Annotated in this window: 7 protein-coding genes; 5 read left to right on the forward strand and 2 right to left on the reverse strand. The window is 60.4% G+C overall.

The window, feature by feature from the left end; genetic code table 11:
* Positions 1-36: 36 nt before the first annotated feature.
* The 3 genes from HY921_04570 to HY921_04580 all read left to right on the forward strand — a co-directional run bounded on the left by HY921_04570 (position 37) and on the right by HY921_04580 (position 13,302).
* Positions 37-1,071 carry a M23 family metallopeptidase gene (locus HY921_04570; protein ID MBI5630142.1) on the forward strand — a complete coding sequence of 345 codons (1,035 nt, stop codon included), beginning with the start codon at positions 37-39 and terminating at the stop codon, positions 1,069-1,071.
* A 67-nt stretch (positions 1,072-1,138) separates the two neighbouring features.
* Positions 1,139-12,307, forward strand: a complete 11,169-nt coding sequence (locus HY921_04575) for a methyltransferase domain-containing protein (GenBank protein MBI5630143.1) — start codon at positions 1,139-1,141, stop codon at positions 12,305-12,307.
* Positions 12,308-12,372: 65 nt separating this feature from the next.
* The gene (locus tag HY921_04580) at positions 12,373-13,302 is read left to right on the forward strand and encodes an aminomethyl transferase family protein (GenBank protein MBI5630144.1); all 930 of its coding nucleotides are present in this window, start codon (positions 12,373-12,375) and stop codon (positions 13,300-13,302) included.
* A 1-nt stretch (position 13,303) separates the two neighbouring features.
* Here the strand turns inward: HY921_04580 and mutY are convergent, their stop codons facing one another.
* Entirely contained in the window at positions 13,304-14,281 is a 978-nt protein-coding gene (mutY, locus tag HY921_04585; protein MBI5630145.1) for an A/G-specific adenine glycosylase, read from the reverse strand.
* Between the two features lie 18 nt (positions 14,282-14,299).
* Positions 14,300-14,593: a BON domain-containing protein gene (locus HY921_04590; protein MBI5630146.1), complete on the reverse strand. Its 294-nt coding sequence runs from the start codon at positions 14,591-14,593 to the stop codon at positions 14,300-14,302.
* A gap of 17 nt (positions 14,594-14,610) precedes the next feature.
* On the opposite strand from HY921_04590, the gene rdgB reads away from it, so the two are divergent.
* Both rdgB and HY921_04600 read left to right on the forward strand, forming a co-directional pair.
* Complete coding sequence (rdgB, locus tag HY921_04595; GenBank protein ID MBI5630147.1) at positions 14,611-16,887, forward strand: RdgB/HAM1 family non-canonical purine NTP pyrophosphatase; 2,277 nt, start codon at positions 14,611-14,613, stop codon at positions 16,885-16,887.
* Positions 16,888-16,901: 14 nt separating this feature from the next.
* A complete protein-coding gene (locus HY921_04600; protein MBI5630148.1) occupies positions 16,902-18,278 on the forward strand; it encodes a UDP-N-acetylmuramate--L-alanine ligase in 1,377 nt (458 codons plus the stop codon).
* Positions 18,279-18,280: the final 2 nt, after the last annotated feature.

Consider the following 18,280-nt stretch of genomic DNA (forward strand, 5'->3'; position numbering starts at 1 on the left):
CCCGACGGGCAGTATGAATTCAAGCACAATAGCCTTATGAGAACGCTGTGCCTTCTGATGCTCCTGGGCTTGAGTTTTCCGGCCTGGGCTTCCGGCCCCGCGTTGGACTTCGATCGGGGGCTGGATATACGGGGGATTCTCTCGGGCGCGCGGTCCTCGGCCGAGGCGGGCCAAGGACGGAGCGTCTTTTCCCGCCCGGTCGGCCCGGCCCAAGAGGCACGCTATCCCTGGCCGGTCGAGAAATTCGCGATCGGGCTCAATTTCGGGGCTTATCAAAGATATAACGAGGGCGAGTCTTATTTCCACCCTGGGCTCGACATCCTGGCTCCGGCCGGGACCGTGGTCAGAGCCTGCCTCGGCGGGACGGTGGTGGGCCTGGGCACGGGCGCCAAAAACGAGCCCGAGTATTGGTACGTTTCCATCCGGGACCGGCGCGGCTACATCTGGGAATACGTGCACCTAAAAAAGGAATCCATCACGGTCAAGGTGGGAGACGTCGTCGCCGCCAGGGCGATCCTCGGCCGCATCTATCCGTGGCCGTGGCGCAGCCTTTGGGGGACTTACGACCATGTCCACCTTCAGATCAGGGACAAGGCCGGGGTTTACCTCAATCCTTTGCGCTTGCTGGCCCCCATGTCCGATCCCGACCGTCCCTTCATCTCGGGAATTTTCCTGGCCCAGGGGGGGAAGCGCGTTTTCGAGAACGCGGTGTCCGGCCCCTACACCATTATTCTCGACGCCTCGGACTTGATGGGCTCGCGCTTTCCCGTGGCCCCGTACCGGGTGAGCTGGCGCATCGACGGACGGCTCAGGCCCCACAAGGTCTGGCAATTCGACACCCTTCCCGGCAAGGCCTCGGAGTCCAAGCGCGTCCACGGCCTTTACTGGAACTCCGCCGGAGGCTACGCCAACCGCCGCTCGGCCATGGACCTGGGGTTCAGCCCCATGGGGCCCCTGCGCTTTCCCCAGGAGCCGGGCGAGCACCGCATCGTGGTGACGGTGGAGGATTTCGCCGGAAACGCGGCTTCCCAAGAGCTAAGCTGGACCGTTGTCCCTGCCGTAAAGAAGTAATCTTGTTGCAGCAATTAGGCCTTGAAATTGTCCAGGATCCGTTTACACTATTTCAAGGCATCCAGGGATGAGCAACCGATCCAGTTTCTTGCATCGCAACGGGGCCGCACTTGCCGCCTTTTTGGCGCTCTTTAGCGCCGCCTCGGCCTTCGCCGACGCTTCCTCGGACCGCTACCTCCTCGAGATATTCCAGAAAGGCCGGATCGGAGACAAGGACTTTTCTTGCCCGGATATCACGAAGGCCTATCATTATCCATACTGTTCTGTCCTGCAGAATTCGCTCCTTCTCAAAAATCCAAGGAATTTTAATGCTCTAACGGAGGATGAGTACAAGCAGTTTTCGGAACGAACCAATTCCGATTTTATTTCGCTGTGGCTGCAAAAGGTCGATGAAAGCGTCAAAGACTTGATCAACAGCTTCGTGAGGCTGCGCGGAGACAAAGACAATTTCGCCCTGTATCTCAAATTTCTCTACAGGGACCAGCCGCCGATTCCCGGGGGAAACCAATACTCGTGCTCGAATGACGGAGACCCCTCGTGCGTGGAGCGGCTGACAAAACTCTACCAGAAGTTTTATCGGGGCAAGCTCCAGGAAAACATCAACCATGCCGTCTCCGCCTACCGGACCCGCGCGGAGCGCAAGCGAAGGCAAGCGGAAGAGACCGCGGCGCTGGAAGAAGCCAGAAAAATGATCGCGCCCGCGGATGAGCTGGTGCGAAAAAACTTTTTTAGGAATGACCAGGTCTGCGGCTGCCCTTCGCAGGAAGAGTGGACCCAGCTATCCGGCGTCTACAACCGCTGCTCGCGGGCGGCCGCCAATGACAAGCTCCAAGGTGAATACTCGTCTTTCAGGCAGAGGTACGAGGCCTACGCCCATCTCTGCGACATCCTGGACAACCTCAAAAAACCGGGAGAGATGAATCCGTGGATAGTGGTCTTGGCTAACCAGTATCGCGCCAATTACCAGAGCGTCCTGCAGCGCTGCAACATCAGATACGCGAAGCTGTCGAAGAACCAGGTCGGACGCAAGATTGTAGCCGTGGGGCAGGGCGGGCCGCCGGCGCCGGGAGAACCCAAGGATCTGGGCGCTCAAATTACGGGAGTCGCGGGGCAGGTTTACGATCGTCTGGTTCAGGGGCAATGCGACGAAGGGACATTGAATCTGGTGAGGCGCATCTTGGGCATATACCGGACCTGGAATGCCGCGGCGAGGAAGGAGCGGGGGCAGTTCATGGGCGATGAGGATTCGGACGCGGTTCCCGCTCCCAAGAAATCCATGGACCGTTTAAGGGATTACGACTTGCTATGTCGGGAATTCGAGGAGATGAGGAAAATTGGGGTGGCCCGCTCGCGGGCGGCTGATTCCGGTCAGAAAGACGCCCTTTCGGTCGAGCTTAGAGGGCATTATCAGATCTTTATAGCCCTATTGACGCGGCTGCACTCTTCCTACGCCGGGACGAAGAACGCTTCTCTCATGGACCATGTCGCCGGCAATGTGGGCGTGAGGATGCCGTTGCCGAAGAAGCCCGAGAATTTGCTGCGCCTCTTCGACGCCAACAGGAACGCCTTGGTCAATAAGGACCCATTCGTTGGAACAAAGGTCAGCGGCGACGGGTCATCCGCGGCTTTCTGGGACGCGAGCCATCCGGCTCAAGGGGGTAACGTAACCTGGCTCACAGCCCATCCGAACCCCGAGGGCTTTAAGCGCGTCCAAAGGGCCGGCTTGCTGGCCGCCGCGATCGGGACGGATATAGGCCATCCGGAAATGACGGCCGCGATCACGCAGTTCCTTCTGGACTATGTTAGGAGCGACACCGTTTCCGTGGAGTGGTTTGCTGGTAAGAAGGCTCTTAAAATCACGTACAGAACGAATAAACCCATCGCGGCGTTTTATATCGGCAAGGCCACGCGCAGTGATGCCGAGGCGAACCAGGCCGCGCTGCATCTAGACACCATGGACGATAAAACGGCCAAGGACCTCCAGATGAAGCTATGGGTTGAATATTTGCAGAACGGCAAGCAAAACGTATTTTATCCGGCTCTGTTCAACAAAGAAAAGCCTCTCATCATTCGGTTCTACCGGATTCTCAAACAACGCTATCTCGATGAGCCTTTCCATCCTCCGTTAGACTCCCGAGGCCATGAGACCGGACGAGAACTGATAGGAACTTTGGAGGTGCCGGAGCCGGAAGCCGATCCGGGGCATCCGGGCCGGGCCGCGCGGTTGATATCGGCCGCTGGAAACGCCATCGGTTTCGTCGGCCTGACCGCCGGCAGCTCCTTCGACGCGGCCTGGCAATTCTTCAAGCGGCCCTACAATGAATTCCTCGGCGATACTGAAGCGGCCGATGACAACGCTCTGAACCAGGCGGCTGACTCGATCAAGCCTCCGCTGATGCTGGTCAACTGGGGCCTTTCCTTCTCCGACATCACCAAAACCATGAAGGGAATGGACGCTCAATTGGCCCAATACCCGCGCGCCAGGGACCGGCTCAATCGCCTCGCGCGCGAGGCGACCTGCAAGGAATACGCGGAAGGGATGCGCCAGGCCGCCCTGCGAAGCGGGGCCAATCCTCCCAAACCGGAGGACCAATTGCTCTATCGCCTGGTTTGCGATCCAAAGCTTTACGACCCGAAAAAGGTCACCCCCCAGGAGAGGCTGCAGTATCTGCTGGCCAATTACGGGGTCGAGGCCGTGAAAAATAGGGCCGTGATGGCCATAGCCGGCGAGAATGGAAGCTGGACCTGGCTCAACCTCAGCGACGTGACGTCGGCCTACGCGCCGGACCTGGCGGCTACGATCCTGGGCTTTAAGCTCATCAGCGCCGCCGGGGGCCTTGTATTTGCCAACGGCGAACTGATCGTATCTAGGGTCATGTTGGCTCAGATGATACCCGAGCTAGGACAGGACGCCGTCATGCTCATCCAAACCAGCCTCGCCATAACCGGCAACACGACGGAGGAGAAAAAGAGGACGGTCGAGGCGCTGATGAACGTGGTCCAATTCGCCGGCATGGTCGGGGTTCACGCCGGAATCGCCAAGGGCGCCCAAGCGCGCTGGGAGCGGGATTTCCTGAGCCGCAACGAGGACATCCTCGTCCTTCTGAAGATGACGATGAGAAGGGCCGGGGCCCCGCAGGGCGAAAAAGAGCTGTGGCAGTCCGTCATCATCGGCTATCTGCGGGTGCTGACGCGCCATGATGTGCCGTATGAGTTGAGGGCCAATCTTTGGGACCTCATGCGCGCGCGCATCCGCAACGGCAACGGCCCGGACATCGGGGGCTTTCCGGAAATAAGGGCGACCGGGAAGGTCGTGGACCAGCCGCCCCCCGCAGCGCCCCCGCCTCCGGGCGCAACGGCCATAGTTCCTTCCGGCCGCGCACCCGCGCCCGCTCGCCCGTCCGCCCCCGCGCCGGCCCGCCGCCCCGGGTCGGCTCCCGCCCGCTCGCCGCCTCCTCCCGTAAAGACTCCCGCGCCGGTTCCGGCACCCGTTCCCGCGCCTCCGCCGGCGGGCAATAATCCGGCCCAGCCGCCGGCCGGCGGCGCTCCGGCTCCGCTCCCCGCGATCGTGGACTTCAAGGTCCCGGTGGGAAACCACACTTTCTCGCTCCGGGCCAACGGCTCCCAGGGGTATCTCCTGGTCCAGCAAGGAGAAGGCCCGTCGCGAGTCATAGCCATTGAACCCGGCAAGACGCTGATCTTCGACGCTTCGCATCCCGGCCCGTTCCAATTGGCGGATATTCCTCGCAATTGGAGCCTCGTTTTTACCGCAAAACTAGAGGGGGGCAAGGTCCGCCTTGCGGTGGAGAACGTGCGCCGTGACGCCCCAGAGACTCCTGTTCGGGACCTGGCCTTGGCGTCTCCCGCCGTCTCCGGCCCGGTCCGGCTTTCCGAAGGCCAAAGATTCGACCGCGGAAGCCAGGCGGCGGTCTACAGAGACCCGCGGGACGGAGCCGTGATCAAGGTTTTCAATGACGCTTTCGTCCTGGGGTCCGGCGGCCCCATGGTTCGGGTCGAGAAGCGGCACCTCGAGGCCCTGGTCGGCGCGGTGGACAAGCTTCGCAAGGCTGGCCTTGACATTCCCCGCATGGAGCTCGTGGAGGCGAGCGTGGATGACGGGCCTGCGCGCTGGGCCTTGCGGATTCTCTTCGTGAAGGGTGCTGGCGTTTTCGACCTCAAGGAGTCGCGCGACTCCTTGAGCAACCTCGTCTCCCAAATGCTCCAGCACGACGCCTTCGCCATGCTCGACCGCATCGACCAGCTCACCGGTGGCCTGGCCGACCGCCGCGTCAAGGGACCGCTGTCCGAGGAGGAGGATTTCGCCAACTTCAAGGTCATGCCCGGCGGCAGGCTGGTCAACATAGATCCCATCAACATGGTTTCCTTGATGCGGAATATGGCGGCTCAAGCGGCTGTCCCCGTGCGCGCTTCCAATCGGGGAATATCTCAATTACGCGGGGAAAACCGAAACGGCCAATTCGATCCTTCCAGGGCTTCTTTCCCGGGTGAGCTCCTGGACGTTAGCCTCCTACGCGGTCAAAGGGTGCTTGATGTCGGTTCGGGCAGAGGGCGTTTCGTGGAAGAGCTCAGGCAGGCCGGGGTTGACGCCGTGGGGCTTGATCCCAACGTGAAGAACAAGCCTGGCCTTGTGGTTCCCGGCTTGGGGGAGAATCTGCCTTTCGATTCCAACTCGATTGGAATCTATTATTCGAACTGGAGCGTTTTTTTCCTGGACAGATACCAGGGATCGGCTTGTCTGCCGTTTTTAAGGGAGGCCGCCCGGGTTGTCCGGCCGGGAGGCAAAATTCGGATCGCGGCCGTGCATGCGGAGAACCTTGAGGCCATTCTACGCGAAATACCGGGCTTGGGACTGAGTTTGAGTCCCGATCTGGAGCTTCGTCCCTCCCCGGTCTATGATAACGGGCCCTTCAAGGGAATGCGCTACCAGGTCTATTGGAAGGGCCGTCCGTGGCTGGGGCGGCCGTTTCTCGAGCTGGTCAAGGCCCCGGGCGTGCCGGTGGTAGAGCATCCCCCCATTCCACCCAGCGCTCCTTTTATTGACAGCAGCGTCTTGATTCGCGCGGCTCGCGGCAACAGTCCCGACGCCATTAAGTTCTTGGCCGATCACCCGGTGGTGTTGATTACGGGACAGCATGTGTTCGAAGCCTTCAATCTGAGCAAGGTCAAGAATCCCGAGGAAGCGGAGCGCATACTGACTCAGCTCTCGCGCCTTTACGATGAGTCCATAAATTCCGGCCGGGTGAGGGTGCAGTCGGTGGTTCAGGTGCCACTGGACAAAGTCGAGGCGTATGCGGCCCTGCGCGAAAGAGTCGCGGTGTTTTTGCGAGATAAACACCAGGTGAGCAGAAAGGACTCCGCGATGCTCGCGGGAGTGATCCTGCAAAGCCGTGGCCGCCAGGTTCAATTCGCGACATTCGACGGCGCGTTGACTCGAAAGATGCAATCCTTGAGGGCGAACAAAGCGTTCCAGAGGGATCTGGAGGCCTTGGGTATCGGAGCGGGGGCCGAGTTCCAGGGGCTGTCTTTGCCCGAGCCCGTATTCTTGAGGCAGCAACCGGCCGCTGCTCCAGTGCAACTGCGGGTAGCAGGGGGGCCTGCCGGGATAGGCGGCGGGCCTCCCGCGTCGCCGCCGTCTCCCCTCGGCCGCGTTGTCCAGCAGTTGTTCGGCCCCAAGGTCGACCCGCGCTTGGCCGAAATAGACCGATTGATCGCCTCCGGAGAATTTCGCCAAGCGTCTGAAAGACTCAACAGGCTGGAGGAGGACACGGGTTTTATCAGCGCGGGCTCGAATGGGGCTGAGCTCCAGAAGCGAGTACAGAATCTGATCAAGGCGCGCGGCGCCAGTTACGATCGCGGGGAGCAAGCCAGGCAGGGCCACTGGAAGAAGGAAGCCCAACTGCAGGAATCCCGCGGAACTTTTCTTGGATTTCCATCGGCAAAGACTGCCGCCCAAAAAGGACCAACCTGCGCTTTTTGCGCCTTGGACAACGCAATTCAGGCCACTCAAGGCTATGACGGCCCCGGCGGAGTGGAGGCTTTGATGGAAATATCGCCGCGGGGACGGCAGGCGGTGTTGAAAAACGGCATTACTCCTGGAGATTTCGACTTGCTGTTGAAGGATATTCGCATCGCCTACCGGAAAATCTCCGAAGGGCAGCCTGTCCCGGAACTTCCCGACATGTTCCTGGACCACTTGAGGAGAAAGCAGCCTATTTTGGCTTGCCTGGATACGCGGTGCGAGATGACCGGTGATATGCACGAAGTGTTCGTTCGCTCCGCCTTTTACGACCAAGGATTCAAAACTTGGATTTTCGGGGTCCAGGATTCCCATACGGCCCGGATAGACTATTACTCATGGGGCCGCCTGCGGAATTTGGTGAAGATCGCGTATTTTCTGGAAATCACAGCTCCGGTCAGGATTCCTCGCGGACCGTTGGGCGCAGGTGGTGAAACGGCGGGGCGAGCGCCGGCCGCCGGGACGCCCTCAGCTCCGTGGGAAACCATCAAGCAAGAGGTATTTGACGAATTGGCGCGCAAATACCATCAATATGGTTTAACGTCTCAAACCGTGGATGAAGCTTATCAGAGGCTCGAAAGGGAGGCGGGAGAACCCTTGGAACGAATTTTTAGTTCGAAGGTCGAGCTCTTAAATTATCTCGAGAAGCGTTTGCCGGGGATCCGACCTATTCTGACTGAAAGGATTGGAGGCGTCGATCGGCCTAAAACGCCTAGAAGCTATTCTGAAGTTTTGCAGGAAATGGCCCGCCTTATGCTTGAGGACCCCTCAAAGGTGGTTGGAGACTTTCCCCTTATGGAATCTCTGGCTAAGCAGAATTTTAACGATTGCGCGGTAAGGCATATCTGGAGTCATCCCCTTGTGCGTATTCTGGGCCGCTCAGGCGTCAGCTACCACGAGTTTCTGGCGTTGGCGGAAAAAATTACGGGAGTTGATACCAGGAAGAAAGGTTTAGATCTGACTCGGCAGCAGATGTTGCTCAGAAAGATGGGGCTTAAATTCTGGGACCAAAGTTGGGCGCCTAAAACCGAGCGGCAATTGATTCTGGAAATAAAAAAGACGATGGGCGTTCTAGCGAGCATCCGCGAAGGAGATTATGGTCATGCCATTGTCATTAGCGGCGCGATGTTCCTGAACGGCGAATGGAAATTCGTCGTGATCGATTCAATTGCCGATCTGGAAATAGGATCTGGTTCGGAGGCGAAAAATCCGCGAGTTCTCTCCTTCTCTGAGCTCCGAGACAAGAGATTGATCGTAAAGCCTTTGGACTACGACGTGCGCCAAGGCGATATGCCCGACCCAAGGGTCATCGTGTCCAATGTTCGGCAGCTCATGGGGGAATTTGGCATAGGGGTTGTAGCGGGAGCAAGGCCAGCTCTGTCCGCTACTCCTGCGCCGGCGGCGCGCAAGCCAAGCGCCGGACCCACGGAAGAATCCGGACCGACTGCGGCGGAGCCCGCTCCCCGCGGTTCCGTCCATTTGTTTGACGCCAAGCCTGGAGAAGCCTATCTGCATCCTGCTCTGGGAATGATAATCATTGAGAAGGTGTCTGCGGAGGAACTGGCGTACAAGGATTACTATGCCCAGTCGCGTTATCCCGTCATCCTGAAGAATCCCGAGAATGTGCTGTTGGCCAAGCGCGGCACTCCGGCGGTGGATTCTCTTGCGGCCAGACGGTTCAGTGACAACATAGGAAGGCCGGAGTATCTTCCCCTGTTGTTTGCTTACGAGGCCCTTAAGAGCAGGGCCGGTACCGTTCAGGCCGATCCCAAGAAAAGAGCGGCAAAGACTGCGGCTTTATACGAAAAATACAACCGCATCCTTCGGGGAAAGGGGCTTCTAGGCAGTGAGCAGGAGCTCTGGGACCTGCTCCGTAATGATATAGAGATCGGTTTAATATCGGACTCGGAAAAGGTTCGCGCTCAAGCCGTCGAAAAACTTGCGCGAATCGTCGCCGCGATTTATCAGGCCACGGGAGAAGACCTCGTCCGGACTGGGGTGCTGCAAGGATTGGACCGTCTCGCGGGATATGCTTCCGGCCAAAAAGTCGCCAATAGACAAAACTATGCGCAGCCTTTTACCGGCATGCCAGGGTCTCTACAGGGCATCCACCCCTGGTCCTCGAAAAATTACAGCGTCTGGAGGTTAATCGGACTCAAGCAAAAGAAAATACTTACCCACCTGCCGGTCGACGTCACCGATCGCGGGATTCAATTGGCTTGGGACCAAGGGATCGCGGCCATAACGCCTGCCCAGGATTCTTTGTTCTTCGCGCGGCCGTATTACCCATTTTCGGATCCTCGATACGCCGCCGACCAGTATTCGCAGACCTTGAAGGCCAAAGATGCCGAACAAGCGGGCCGGACGGTTCAAATGATAGAAGGCCCCATCCGGGAATTCGCACAACGGCTTGGAGAGAAGGGGGACTATCTTGTTGTTCCCGTTCCCTCGAAAAATGGGGAGGGGTCCTCCGCATTGCTGGCCCGGGCCTTGGCGCAAAGACTCGGCTTGCAGGAAAATAGTTCCGTTCTCGCGAAGCGCAAAGACGCCGAAAAGCAAAAAGATCTTAGCTTCATGGAACGGCTGAGCAATGCCGGCCTGGGTTTTATCCTCACGAAAACTGGAAGTTCGCCCATTCAGGGTAAAACCGTGATATTGGTGGATGATGTTTACACGACCGGAGCCTCCATTCAGGCTTGCGCGAGACTTTTGATCGATGGCGGAGCCGATAAAGTTCTGGTTTTTATTTTCGGAAAGACCACCCGCGGATCCGACGGCCCCGCGCCTCTTCAACCCCCCCAGGTCCTGGCCCAGCCGCCGCCCGCGACCCAACTCGCCCAAAGCCAAGGGCCTGAAGTGGCTAAGGGCGAAGGCGATCGTGTAGTGTCATGGGAGCCGGCTCCCTTGAAGAAGTCTCCGCTTGAGGCTTTGGGGGAGGCGTGGAAAAAGGAATATCCCCGCTCGCGTTCTTTCTATTCGTTCAAGGAATTCATCATGGGCCGCCCCGAGCCCCTGACCAGCGACGACGTCGCGCAACTGGCCAAACGCGTCGGCATTGACATAACGCCAGATGACATGGAGGACATGCTATTGGCCCGTCGTTTGTTGTCATGGCTCGGGCCGCATCGGCCGCGCAACACAAGCGAGATACCCTTCGACAAGCTGTTTGATTTCTTTGATCGAGAACGCATGACCCCGGAAAGGATCGGCTACCTTCTCTTCGATCTCAGGCTTCATGTGCCCGCGTTCTCCGATTACAAAGCGCGTTCCCAGATAGAGGACCGCTACCAGGCTGACCGTTACAAGACGTCAAAGCCAAACACGGTCGATGTTCTCTTGCAGGAATACCAGGGCTTTTCTGTATTCACCTTTAAAAGATTCATCAGGGGCCGCTCCGAGTTACTGACAGCCGGCGACATCGAGGAGGCGGCCAAGCGCCGCGGGCTGCAGTTGGATCGGGCGGGCGTCGATGACCTGCTGTTGGCTCGTCGATTTCTGGCGTTATTCGGATCCAGTCCGCCGCGCGCGGCCGGCGAGATGCCATTCGACAAGATCATGGACTTCTTCGACAGAGAACGCCTCGGCAATGAGAAGATAGCGCAGCTTCTTTTCGATCTGGAGTTTGTGCCCGCACTTCGAGAATTCACAGCCCGGACGGAGCTGCTTGATCGCTACGGCGCGCGGAAAAGCCGTTCGTTGACTCTCCCGCCGAATAAGCCGATCACGATTGCGGTCGGAGCCGGCGCCTCGGCACAAGGCATCGTGATCCGGCGCCTGCCGCTTGGCTACATCGAGATCCGCGGCAAGCGCGTTCGGCGCCTGTATGTCGGGAAAAATGGAGGCATAGAGGCCTTGAAAGTGGACGGGGTTTCCGGAGAGCTGGTGGTGGTCGGCCTCGACCGCGAGGCCAATCGGATAACGATCCGCAATACGTTGGGGCTGCCCGTGCGCGTCCAGGAGCCGGGCCAAGCCCGGCATCGCCCATTTTCCGAGAGCGGAGAGCCCGTGAAATATGACAAGCCCAAGCCGGAGGAGAGAGCGCTCCCATTAAATCCAGGCATTATCCGGGCCATGTTTCATGATGTTATCGGGGACTATCCAAAGGCCAGTGACTTTGAGCGACTCTTTCAGCAGTACGACATCGGTCTGGAGGCGGCGCGCGCGCTGATGAAAGCCTATGGCACCGAGCCTATGCTCACCAACGACATACCCTCCGAAGAGGTCGTGAGGCAGCGAAGCGTGTTTCGCGCCTTGGTTCGTTCCTGGCTGCGCTCCGCCAAGCCCGAGCCGCTCGGGGAAAACCGCGTGAGGGAGGTTGAGCTCGCGGCCCTCTATGATTATCCCGAGGGTTCAACTGTTTTCTTCTGGATCGGGGACGAGCACATGAAGGTCAGCGCCTTGCCGGGGGGGAGATTCAGCGTCGTCGGCAAGGATTTCTCACGCACTCTCAACCGCGGCGATAACGTCCTATCCATCGCCCGGGGTGGGGAGATCACGTTAGGGGATGCCGTTGACAAGGGAGGGCTTCTTTTAACGATACGCGTGGATCGCGATACGCTTTCCGCGGAGCGCCGCGATAGTTCCGAGCGAGTCTATTCGCTGTCCAACCCCTCGCTCCCCATCACCGAAGACCATGGCGTGACCGGCCGGATATCTATTTACTTTCCCGTCGGAAACGTCAGCTACATCATCGACCCTAATAGCCCCGCGCTGCGAGATTTGGCCCATGAGGTCTGGCAGTACGTCCTTGACCGCAGAACGAAGCACGTGGCCGCCAACAAAGGCCCGGCCTACGTGGAAGCCTCTATCCTCAGCGATGTCGTGCTCTGGATTGGGAAGAATATTGAATACGATCTTGATTACATCAAGTCCCTGCGTTCAAACCATCTTGATCCTATCGATTTCGGAGAATTCGTAGCCAGGCCCCGCAAAGGGGTTTGCAGAGAGATGGGGCTACTCGCGGCGTATTTGGTTGAGGAGTTGCAGTGGCGCATGCTGCTCCCAGCCTCGACCAAGGTTGTTGAGGTGCACGGCCCCAGCCACGGCTGGGCCATCGCTGAGACATCCAGGGCCGTCTACGTTCTCGACCCGGCCCAGCAGTCAAGCGCTTTGCGCCGGGGACTCAAGGAGCATCTCGGAGCTCTGGACGGTTTCTATCGCTACAAAGACGGCGAATATCGCCACGCCCCCAGCCGTTGAGTTGATAAGGCTAGAATAAATATATATTTATTCTAGCCTTTACTTTTTTAAACTAACATTTAACAATGTCGAATCATGCGCTGACGGATTTCTCCTTTCTAAGCAAGCTGGTCCTCAAAGGGCCGGACAGGAAGAAATTCCTTCAAGGCTTGACGACCAACGATATCCTGGCGCTGAAGCCCTTGATGGGCCAGCGCTCCTGCCTGCTCAGCCCGAAGGGAAAACTCCAGGCGGATTTTGCCCTTTACGACTTGGGAGAAGAGCTGCTGATTCTCTGCTGGCCCAAGGCCGGAGAGAACTTCAAGGGCGTCCTTTCCAAGATGATTCTGCTCAGCCAGTCCTGTCTCGAGGACGCCGGCTCCCGATTCGGTCTGCTCCATTTGGCCGGGCCCGGGGCTTTTTCGATTTGCGCTCAACTCTTCAAGGGAATTTCTTCTTTCGAGCCTTACCAGGCGCAGACGGTTCAATGGGGGGGAGAGAAAGTCCTGCTTTTGTCTTATCCCATTCTGAGTCCGGAGGGCGTTTTGGTCTTGGCGGAAGCGGGCAAGGCGGCGCCGCTCAGCACCGCCCTACTTGGGGCCGGCTTCCAGGACGTGGGTTGGGAGGCCTTGAACGTCCTGCGCGTCGAGAGGGGGGTGCCTCTCTTCGGACTCGACATGGATGAGGACACGATCCCCCTGGAGGCCCGGCTCGATGAGGCGATCAGCTTCACCAAGGGCTGCTACATGGGCCAGGAGACCATCTCGCGCATCCATCACATGGGGCATGTCAACCGGATCCTGGTCAGAATCAAGCTGTCCGAGAATTCCCTGCCTCCGGGTGGAAGTCCCGTATTGAGCGCGGATAAGGAGATCGGCCGAACCGCCAGCGCGGTCTTTTCTCCCCGACATCAGGCGCCTTTGACCTTGGCCATGATCCGTGTCGGCGAGAGCCGACCTGGAACCCGCGTTGATGTCGCGATCAAGGATCGGCTCGTGCCGGCGGAGGTCCTCTAAATCAAAGGCACTTCAGCCACAGCGATGAGACGAGGTGGTCCTTGAGCTTGGCCTTGGGCACCCAGGCGGCTTCGGGGGGGAGTATCTCCGGGGCCTTGCCCCGGACGACTTCGAGAGTGATCCTGTGATGGGTGATGGCGTGGCGCACGGTCTTAATCCAGGCTCCGGCGGGAGCCCGGATATGCCTTGCCTCCGGCAATCCCCAGTGGTTCTTGAGGAATCTCTCCTCAGGGTTCCTTTTCCAAAGAAGGACCTTGCCTTCCTGTTCTATCCAGAGACAATTCCATTTGAGAGCGATGAATGCCTTGCGCTTCGAGGCGACGGGAAGCTCATCCTGCAGTCCCCTCTGAAGAGCTTGGCAATGGCGGCTCACGGGGCAGGACCCGCAGTTGGGCTTTTCCGGCAGGCAGACCACCGCCCCGAGCTCCATTAAGGCCTGGTTCCAGTCTCCGGTGTGTTTTAAGGGGACTAATCTTTCCGCCAAGCGCCATAATCTCTGGACGGTTTTGGCGTCCTTGACGTCGTCTTCAATGGCGCGAAGGCGCGCGAAAACCCGGGCCACGTTCCCATCGAGAACGGGATAGGGCTTCTCGAAGGCGATGGAGAGAATGGCCCCGGCCGTGTAGCGCCCGATCCCCGGTAGTGCCAGAACGTCCTCATAGGCAGATGGAAAAGCTCCCTTATGCTCGGCCATGATTTTCTTGGCCGCGATTCGCATAAGCCGGGCTCGGCTGTAGTAGCCGAGGCCCGCCCAGGCCTTCAACACCCGTTCTTCGCGGGCCGAGGCCAGAGAGGGTATATCCGGGAACTCCCTTAAAAAGTCGTCGTAATAGGAGAGCACCGTCTTCACCGTCGTCTGCTGAAGCATGATCTCGGACACCCAGGTGCGGTAGGGCGAGATGTCTTTTCTCCAGGGGAGATCCCTCCGCGCGCGGGCGTACCACTTGAGGAGGTCTCGCTGGAAGGCCGGGGGGGGCATTATGAGCCGGTGGGAGCGCTAGGGCTCGAAGAGGACGTTCACGACGACTTGCTCCACGCCCGGTATTTTTCGAAGCAGGCTTTCCAAGGCCCTCTTGTCTTCCCGGGTATTGACCAGCCCCGAAACCGTGACGGCGCGGTTGTAGACGTCCACGTCCAGGTTCCTGTAATTGGCGCCCTGCTGGGCCTGCAGGGCCCTTTGAACCTGGAACTTGATCCGGGAGTCCGAGATGCCGTCTCCTGCGGTCTTGCCCGCGGCGCAAGCGCCGAGGCCAAAAAGAGCCAGAATCAGAAGGAAACGCATAGTTTCCATAATGATACAATTTTAAGATGGTGCTGGTATTGGCCAGTCATAACGCGCACAAGATAAAGGAAATAAGGGAACTCCTCTCGGGGCTTCCCCTGGAGATTTCTTCGCTCGATGATTTTCCAGGCCTGCCCGCGACCGTGGAGGACGAGCTTACCTTGGAGGGCAACGCGCGCAAGAAGGCCCAAGAGTGCGCCCAGGCCGCCCGGCTCTGGGCTTTGGCCGACGACACCGGCCTCGAGGTGGAGGCCTTGGGAGGAGCCCCCGGAGTCTACTCGGCGCGCTACGCCGGCCCCGGGTGCGATTTCGCGGACAACAATAGAAAGCTCTTGGAGGCGCTCAAAGCAGTGCCCGCGCCGCGTCGGGCCGCGTTTCGCACCGTCGCGGCTTTGTGCGATCCTCAAGGCCGGGTCGTCTGCGAGGAAGGGCGCCTGGAGGGGGAGATCGTGGCGGCGCCGCGGGGGGCCTCGGGTTTCGGCTATGACCCGATTTTCCTCCTCCCATCCGGCAAGACCTTGGCCGAGCTGTCCTTGGACGAGAAGAACAGGCTCAGCCATAGAGCAGCAGCTCTGAGGAAAATCCTTCCTCACATTAAGAAGCTCGCCCTAGCGGCCGTGGTCGCGGTTTTGTTCGCGGCATCTCCGGCTCGGGCCACCAAGACCGAGCCGGGCAGCGAGACGATTTGGGACCAGATCATGGCGGCCCAGGCCAACCGCGGCCTGCGCGTGGGCTCGCGCTACTTGGACGACAGTCAATACGAGCTCGCCTTGAAGGAGTTCAGCCGAGCCGTGTCCGCCAATCCCAAGGACCCCGTCGCCCACATGATGCTGGGCGTGGCCTATTATTGGACCGGGCAGGTGGACAAGTCCCTGGAGAGCTACCGCAAAAGCCTCGAGCTCGATCCCAACAGCGCCCAGGCCTACATGCTCGTCGGGATCTCCATGGCCTGGAGGGGGGACGTCAAAAGCGCCTACGCGGCGTTCCAGAAATCCGCCAACCTTGATCCCAACCGCGCCGATATACAGATGAATTTAGGCTCGGTGGAGGATGGGCTGGGGCATTCCCTCGAGGCCCTGGACCGTTTCCGCAAGGCCGCCGGCCTCGAGCCGGGGCAGGCCCTCTACCATTTCCAGCTGGGGACCTTGTACCGCAAGCTCGGACGGGACCAGGAGGCGGCCGAGTCCCTGCGCCGGGCTCTGAGGCTTTACCCGGCCTACGAGGACGCCCTCCTCGAGCTGGGCGCGATAGAAGAACGGCAGGGCCAGCGCAAGGCAGCCGTCTACAGCTTCCGCAAGGCGGTCAACCTCAAGGCCCGGGACTCCGTGGCGCGCTTGAGGCTCGGCCGGCTCTATCTTCTCAACGGGGAGGCCAAGAAGGCGCGCGAGATTTTCGCCGACGCCTTCCATCTCACTCCCGAGGAGGGCGGGCCGGGCCTCCAGCTTTCCGTGGCCTACTCGGGCGTAAAAGCCCCGGCGCCTTCGGCGCCGGCGGCGGGGAGAGAGCCGCAGACTCAGCCTCCTCCCGGCGCCGACAGCGACCCGTTAGACGTTTTCGCCAAGAATTTGGAGCGCATTCCCCTCGACCAGGGGGCCATCCTCCAAGTGGACGTGGTCATGGCCGCGCGGCCCCAGCTGGTCAAGGCCTCGGAAAGCGCCTCGGCCTTGAAGAAGGCCTTGGAGCGGGAGATGACGGGGCGAACCGCGGCCGCGAAGGCGGTCCGCCGCGAGTATAAAATCCCGGCGGCCGCCGCGCAGGCCCGGGCCGAGGCCGTGGCCAAGGTCCTGCAGGACCTGCGCGCGGTCATGAAGGAGGCCCCCGCAGGCTCGGACGTGCGCCTGGGAATGAACCTCACCTTCACCAAGCTCGGGGCCGCGCGCCCGGCCGGCGGCCAGGCGGAGGACTCCGCCAAGGTTTCCTATCAGCCCAGACAGGTCGGAAACGACATGGGATTGTGGGTCATGGGGACGGGTTGGATGTATCTGGTCGAGGAAACTCTCCCGGAGCCCGGGGAAATTCCGAATCATCCCGATCAAAGCGACTGGTGGGTGGCCACGGGCCTGGCCTACGCCGCCATCGGCGACAGCCAGCAGGCCTTGGGCGCCTTCGAGCGGGCCTGCCAGCTTGACCCCAAGAACGAGGCCGCCTTCCTGGGGCGGGGGGTGGCCCGAGTCATGACCGGAGACGAGGCAGAGGCCGCGGCTTCCCTGCAGGAGGCTCTCAAGATCAATCCCAAGAACCGCGCGGCCGGGGAGGGTCTCAAGTGGCTGCAAAGGCCTTCCACGAGGGCGAAAAAGGGATGAAGGACGCGGGGCTCATGCGCTCGTTTGTGAGCCGCATCCATTTTACCGGGGTCGGTGGGGTGGGGATGAGCGGCATCGCCGAGGTCCTGCGCAATCTCGGCTATGAGGTCTCCGGCTCGGATTTGAAGGAGTCCGAGACCACCCGGCGCCTGGCGGCCGCGGGCGTCAAGATTTTCAAGGGCCACGCCGCGCGCTTTGTCCGCGGGGCCCAGGTTCTGGTGGCGAGCTCCGCGGTCGCCCCTGACAACCCGGAGCTTGCCTACGCCCGCCGGGCCGGCATTCCCGTCATTGCGCGGGCCCAGATGCTGGCCGAGCTTGGGCGCATGAAAAAGACCGTGACCGTGGCGGGCAGCCACGGCAAGACCACGACCACCTCCATGGTGGCCATGGCCTTGAACGAGGCCGGGGCGAGCCCAACCATGATCATAGGGGGACAGCTCAAGAACATCCGCTCCAACGTGAAGCTCGGTGTGGGCGAGTACCTGGTGGCCGAGGCCGACGAGTCGGACGGCTCCTTCAAGCACCTCTCGCCCTTGGCCGCGGTCGTGACCAACATAGACAATGACCATTTGGACTTCCATAAATCCATGGCGAACCTGAGGCGGGCGTTCTTGGAGCACCTGCAGCGGCTTCCCTTTTACGGCGCGGCCGTGCTTTGCGCCGATGACCCCAGGCTGCGCGCCATGGCGCCAAGCCTGGGTCGGTCCGTCGTGACGTACGGTGTCAAGAGCCCCGCCGATTGGCGCGCGGTCCAGGTCAAAATGAGCAAGGGAGGGTCCCGCTTCGAGGCCCGCCATCGGGGCGGGCTCGTGGCCTCTATAGAGCTTCGCGTGCCCGGCCTGCACAACGTTCAGAACGCTTTGGGGGCCTTGGCCGCGGGGTGCTTCCTGGGCTTTAATCCCGAGAAGCTCGCGCGCGGGCTTTCCAAGTTCCGCGGCGTGGGACGGCGCTTGGACGTCCTGGGCGCGGCCGAGGGAGTCGAGTTCGTGGATGACTACGGGCATCACCCGACCGAGGTCGCGGCGGCTCTCGAGGCGGTGTCGGGGTTGTGGCGGGCGCGCCGGACGGTCGTAATTTTTCAGCCCCATCGCTTCAGCCGCACTAGGCTCTTGTGGCGCGAGTTCGGCCCGGCCTTCAAGCGCGCTGATTTTGTCTACGTCATGGACATCTATCCCGCCGGGGAGGATCCAATCGCGGGGGTAAGCTCCAAGCTCATCTTGGACTCGCTCAAGCGCAGCGGAGTCGCCTGCGCGCCCTACTCCTCGGCCTTGGACGCGGCGCGGGAACTTCGCCGCGGCGACGTGGTGCTGACCTTGGGGGCCGGAGACGTCTGGAAGGCCGGAGAGGACCTGCTGCGCCGTAGGCGACTCCGCCTGGCCAGTCCGGCCTAAAG

Source organism: Elusimicrobiota bacterium (assembly GCA_016218575.1).
In the GTDB taxonomy this organism is placed as follows: Bacteria; Elusimicrobiota; Elusimicrobia; order UBA1565; family UBA9628; genus JACRDN01.

Coding starts and splice junctions, on each gene's coding strand:
- HY921_04570 (MBI5630142.1), top strand. CDS start 37: ATGAGAACGCTGTGCCTTCTGATGCTCCTGGGCTTGAGTTTTCCGGCC.
- HY921_04575 (MBI5630143.1), top strand. CDS start 1,139: ATGAGCAACCGATCCAGTTTCTTGCATCGCAACGGGGCCGCACTTGCC.
- HY921_04580 (MBI5630144.1), top strand. CDS start 12,373: ATGTCGAATCATGCGCTGACGGATTTCTCCTTTCTAAGCAAGCTGGTC.
- mutY (MBI5630145.1), bottom strand. CDS start 14,281: ATGCCCCCCCCGGCCTTCCAGCGAGACCTCCTCAAGTGGTACGCCCGC.
- HY921_04590 (MBI5630146.1), bottom strand. CDS start 14,593: ATGGAAACTATGCGTTTCCTTCTGATTCTGGCTCTTTTTGGCCTCGGC.
- rdgB (MBI5630147.1), top strand. CDS start 14,611: ATGGTGCTGGTATTGGCCAGTCATAACGCGCACAAGATAAAGGAAATA.
- HY921_04600 (MBI5630148.1), top strand. CDS start 16,902: ATGCGCTCGTTTGTGAGCCGCATCCATTTTACCGGGGTCGGTGGGGTG.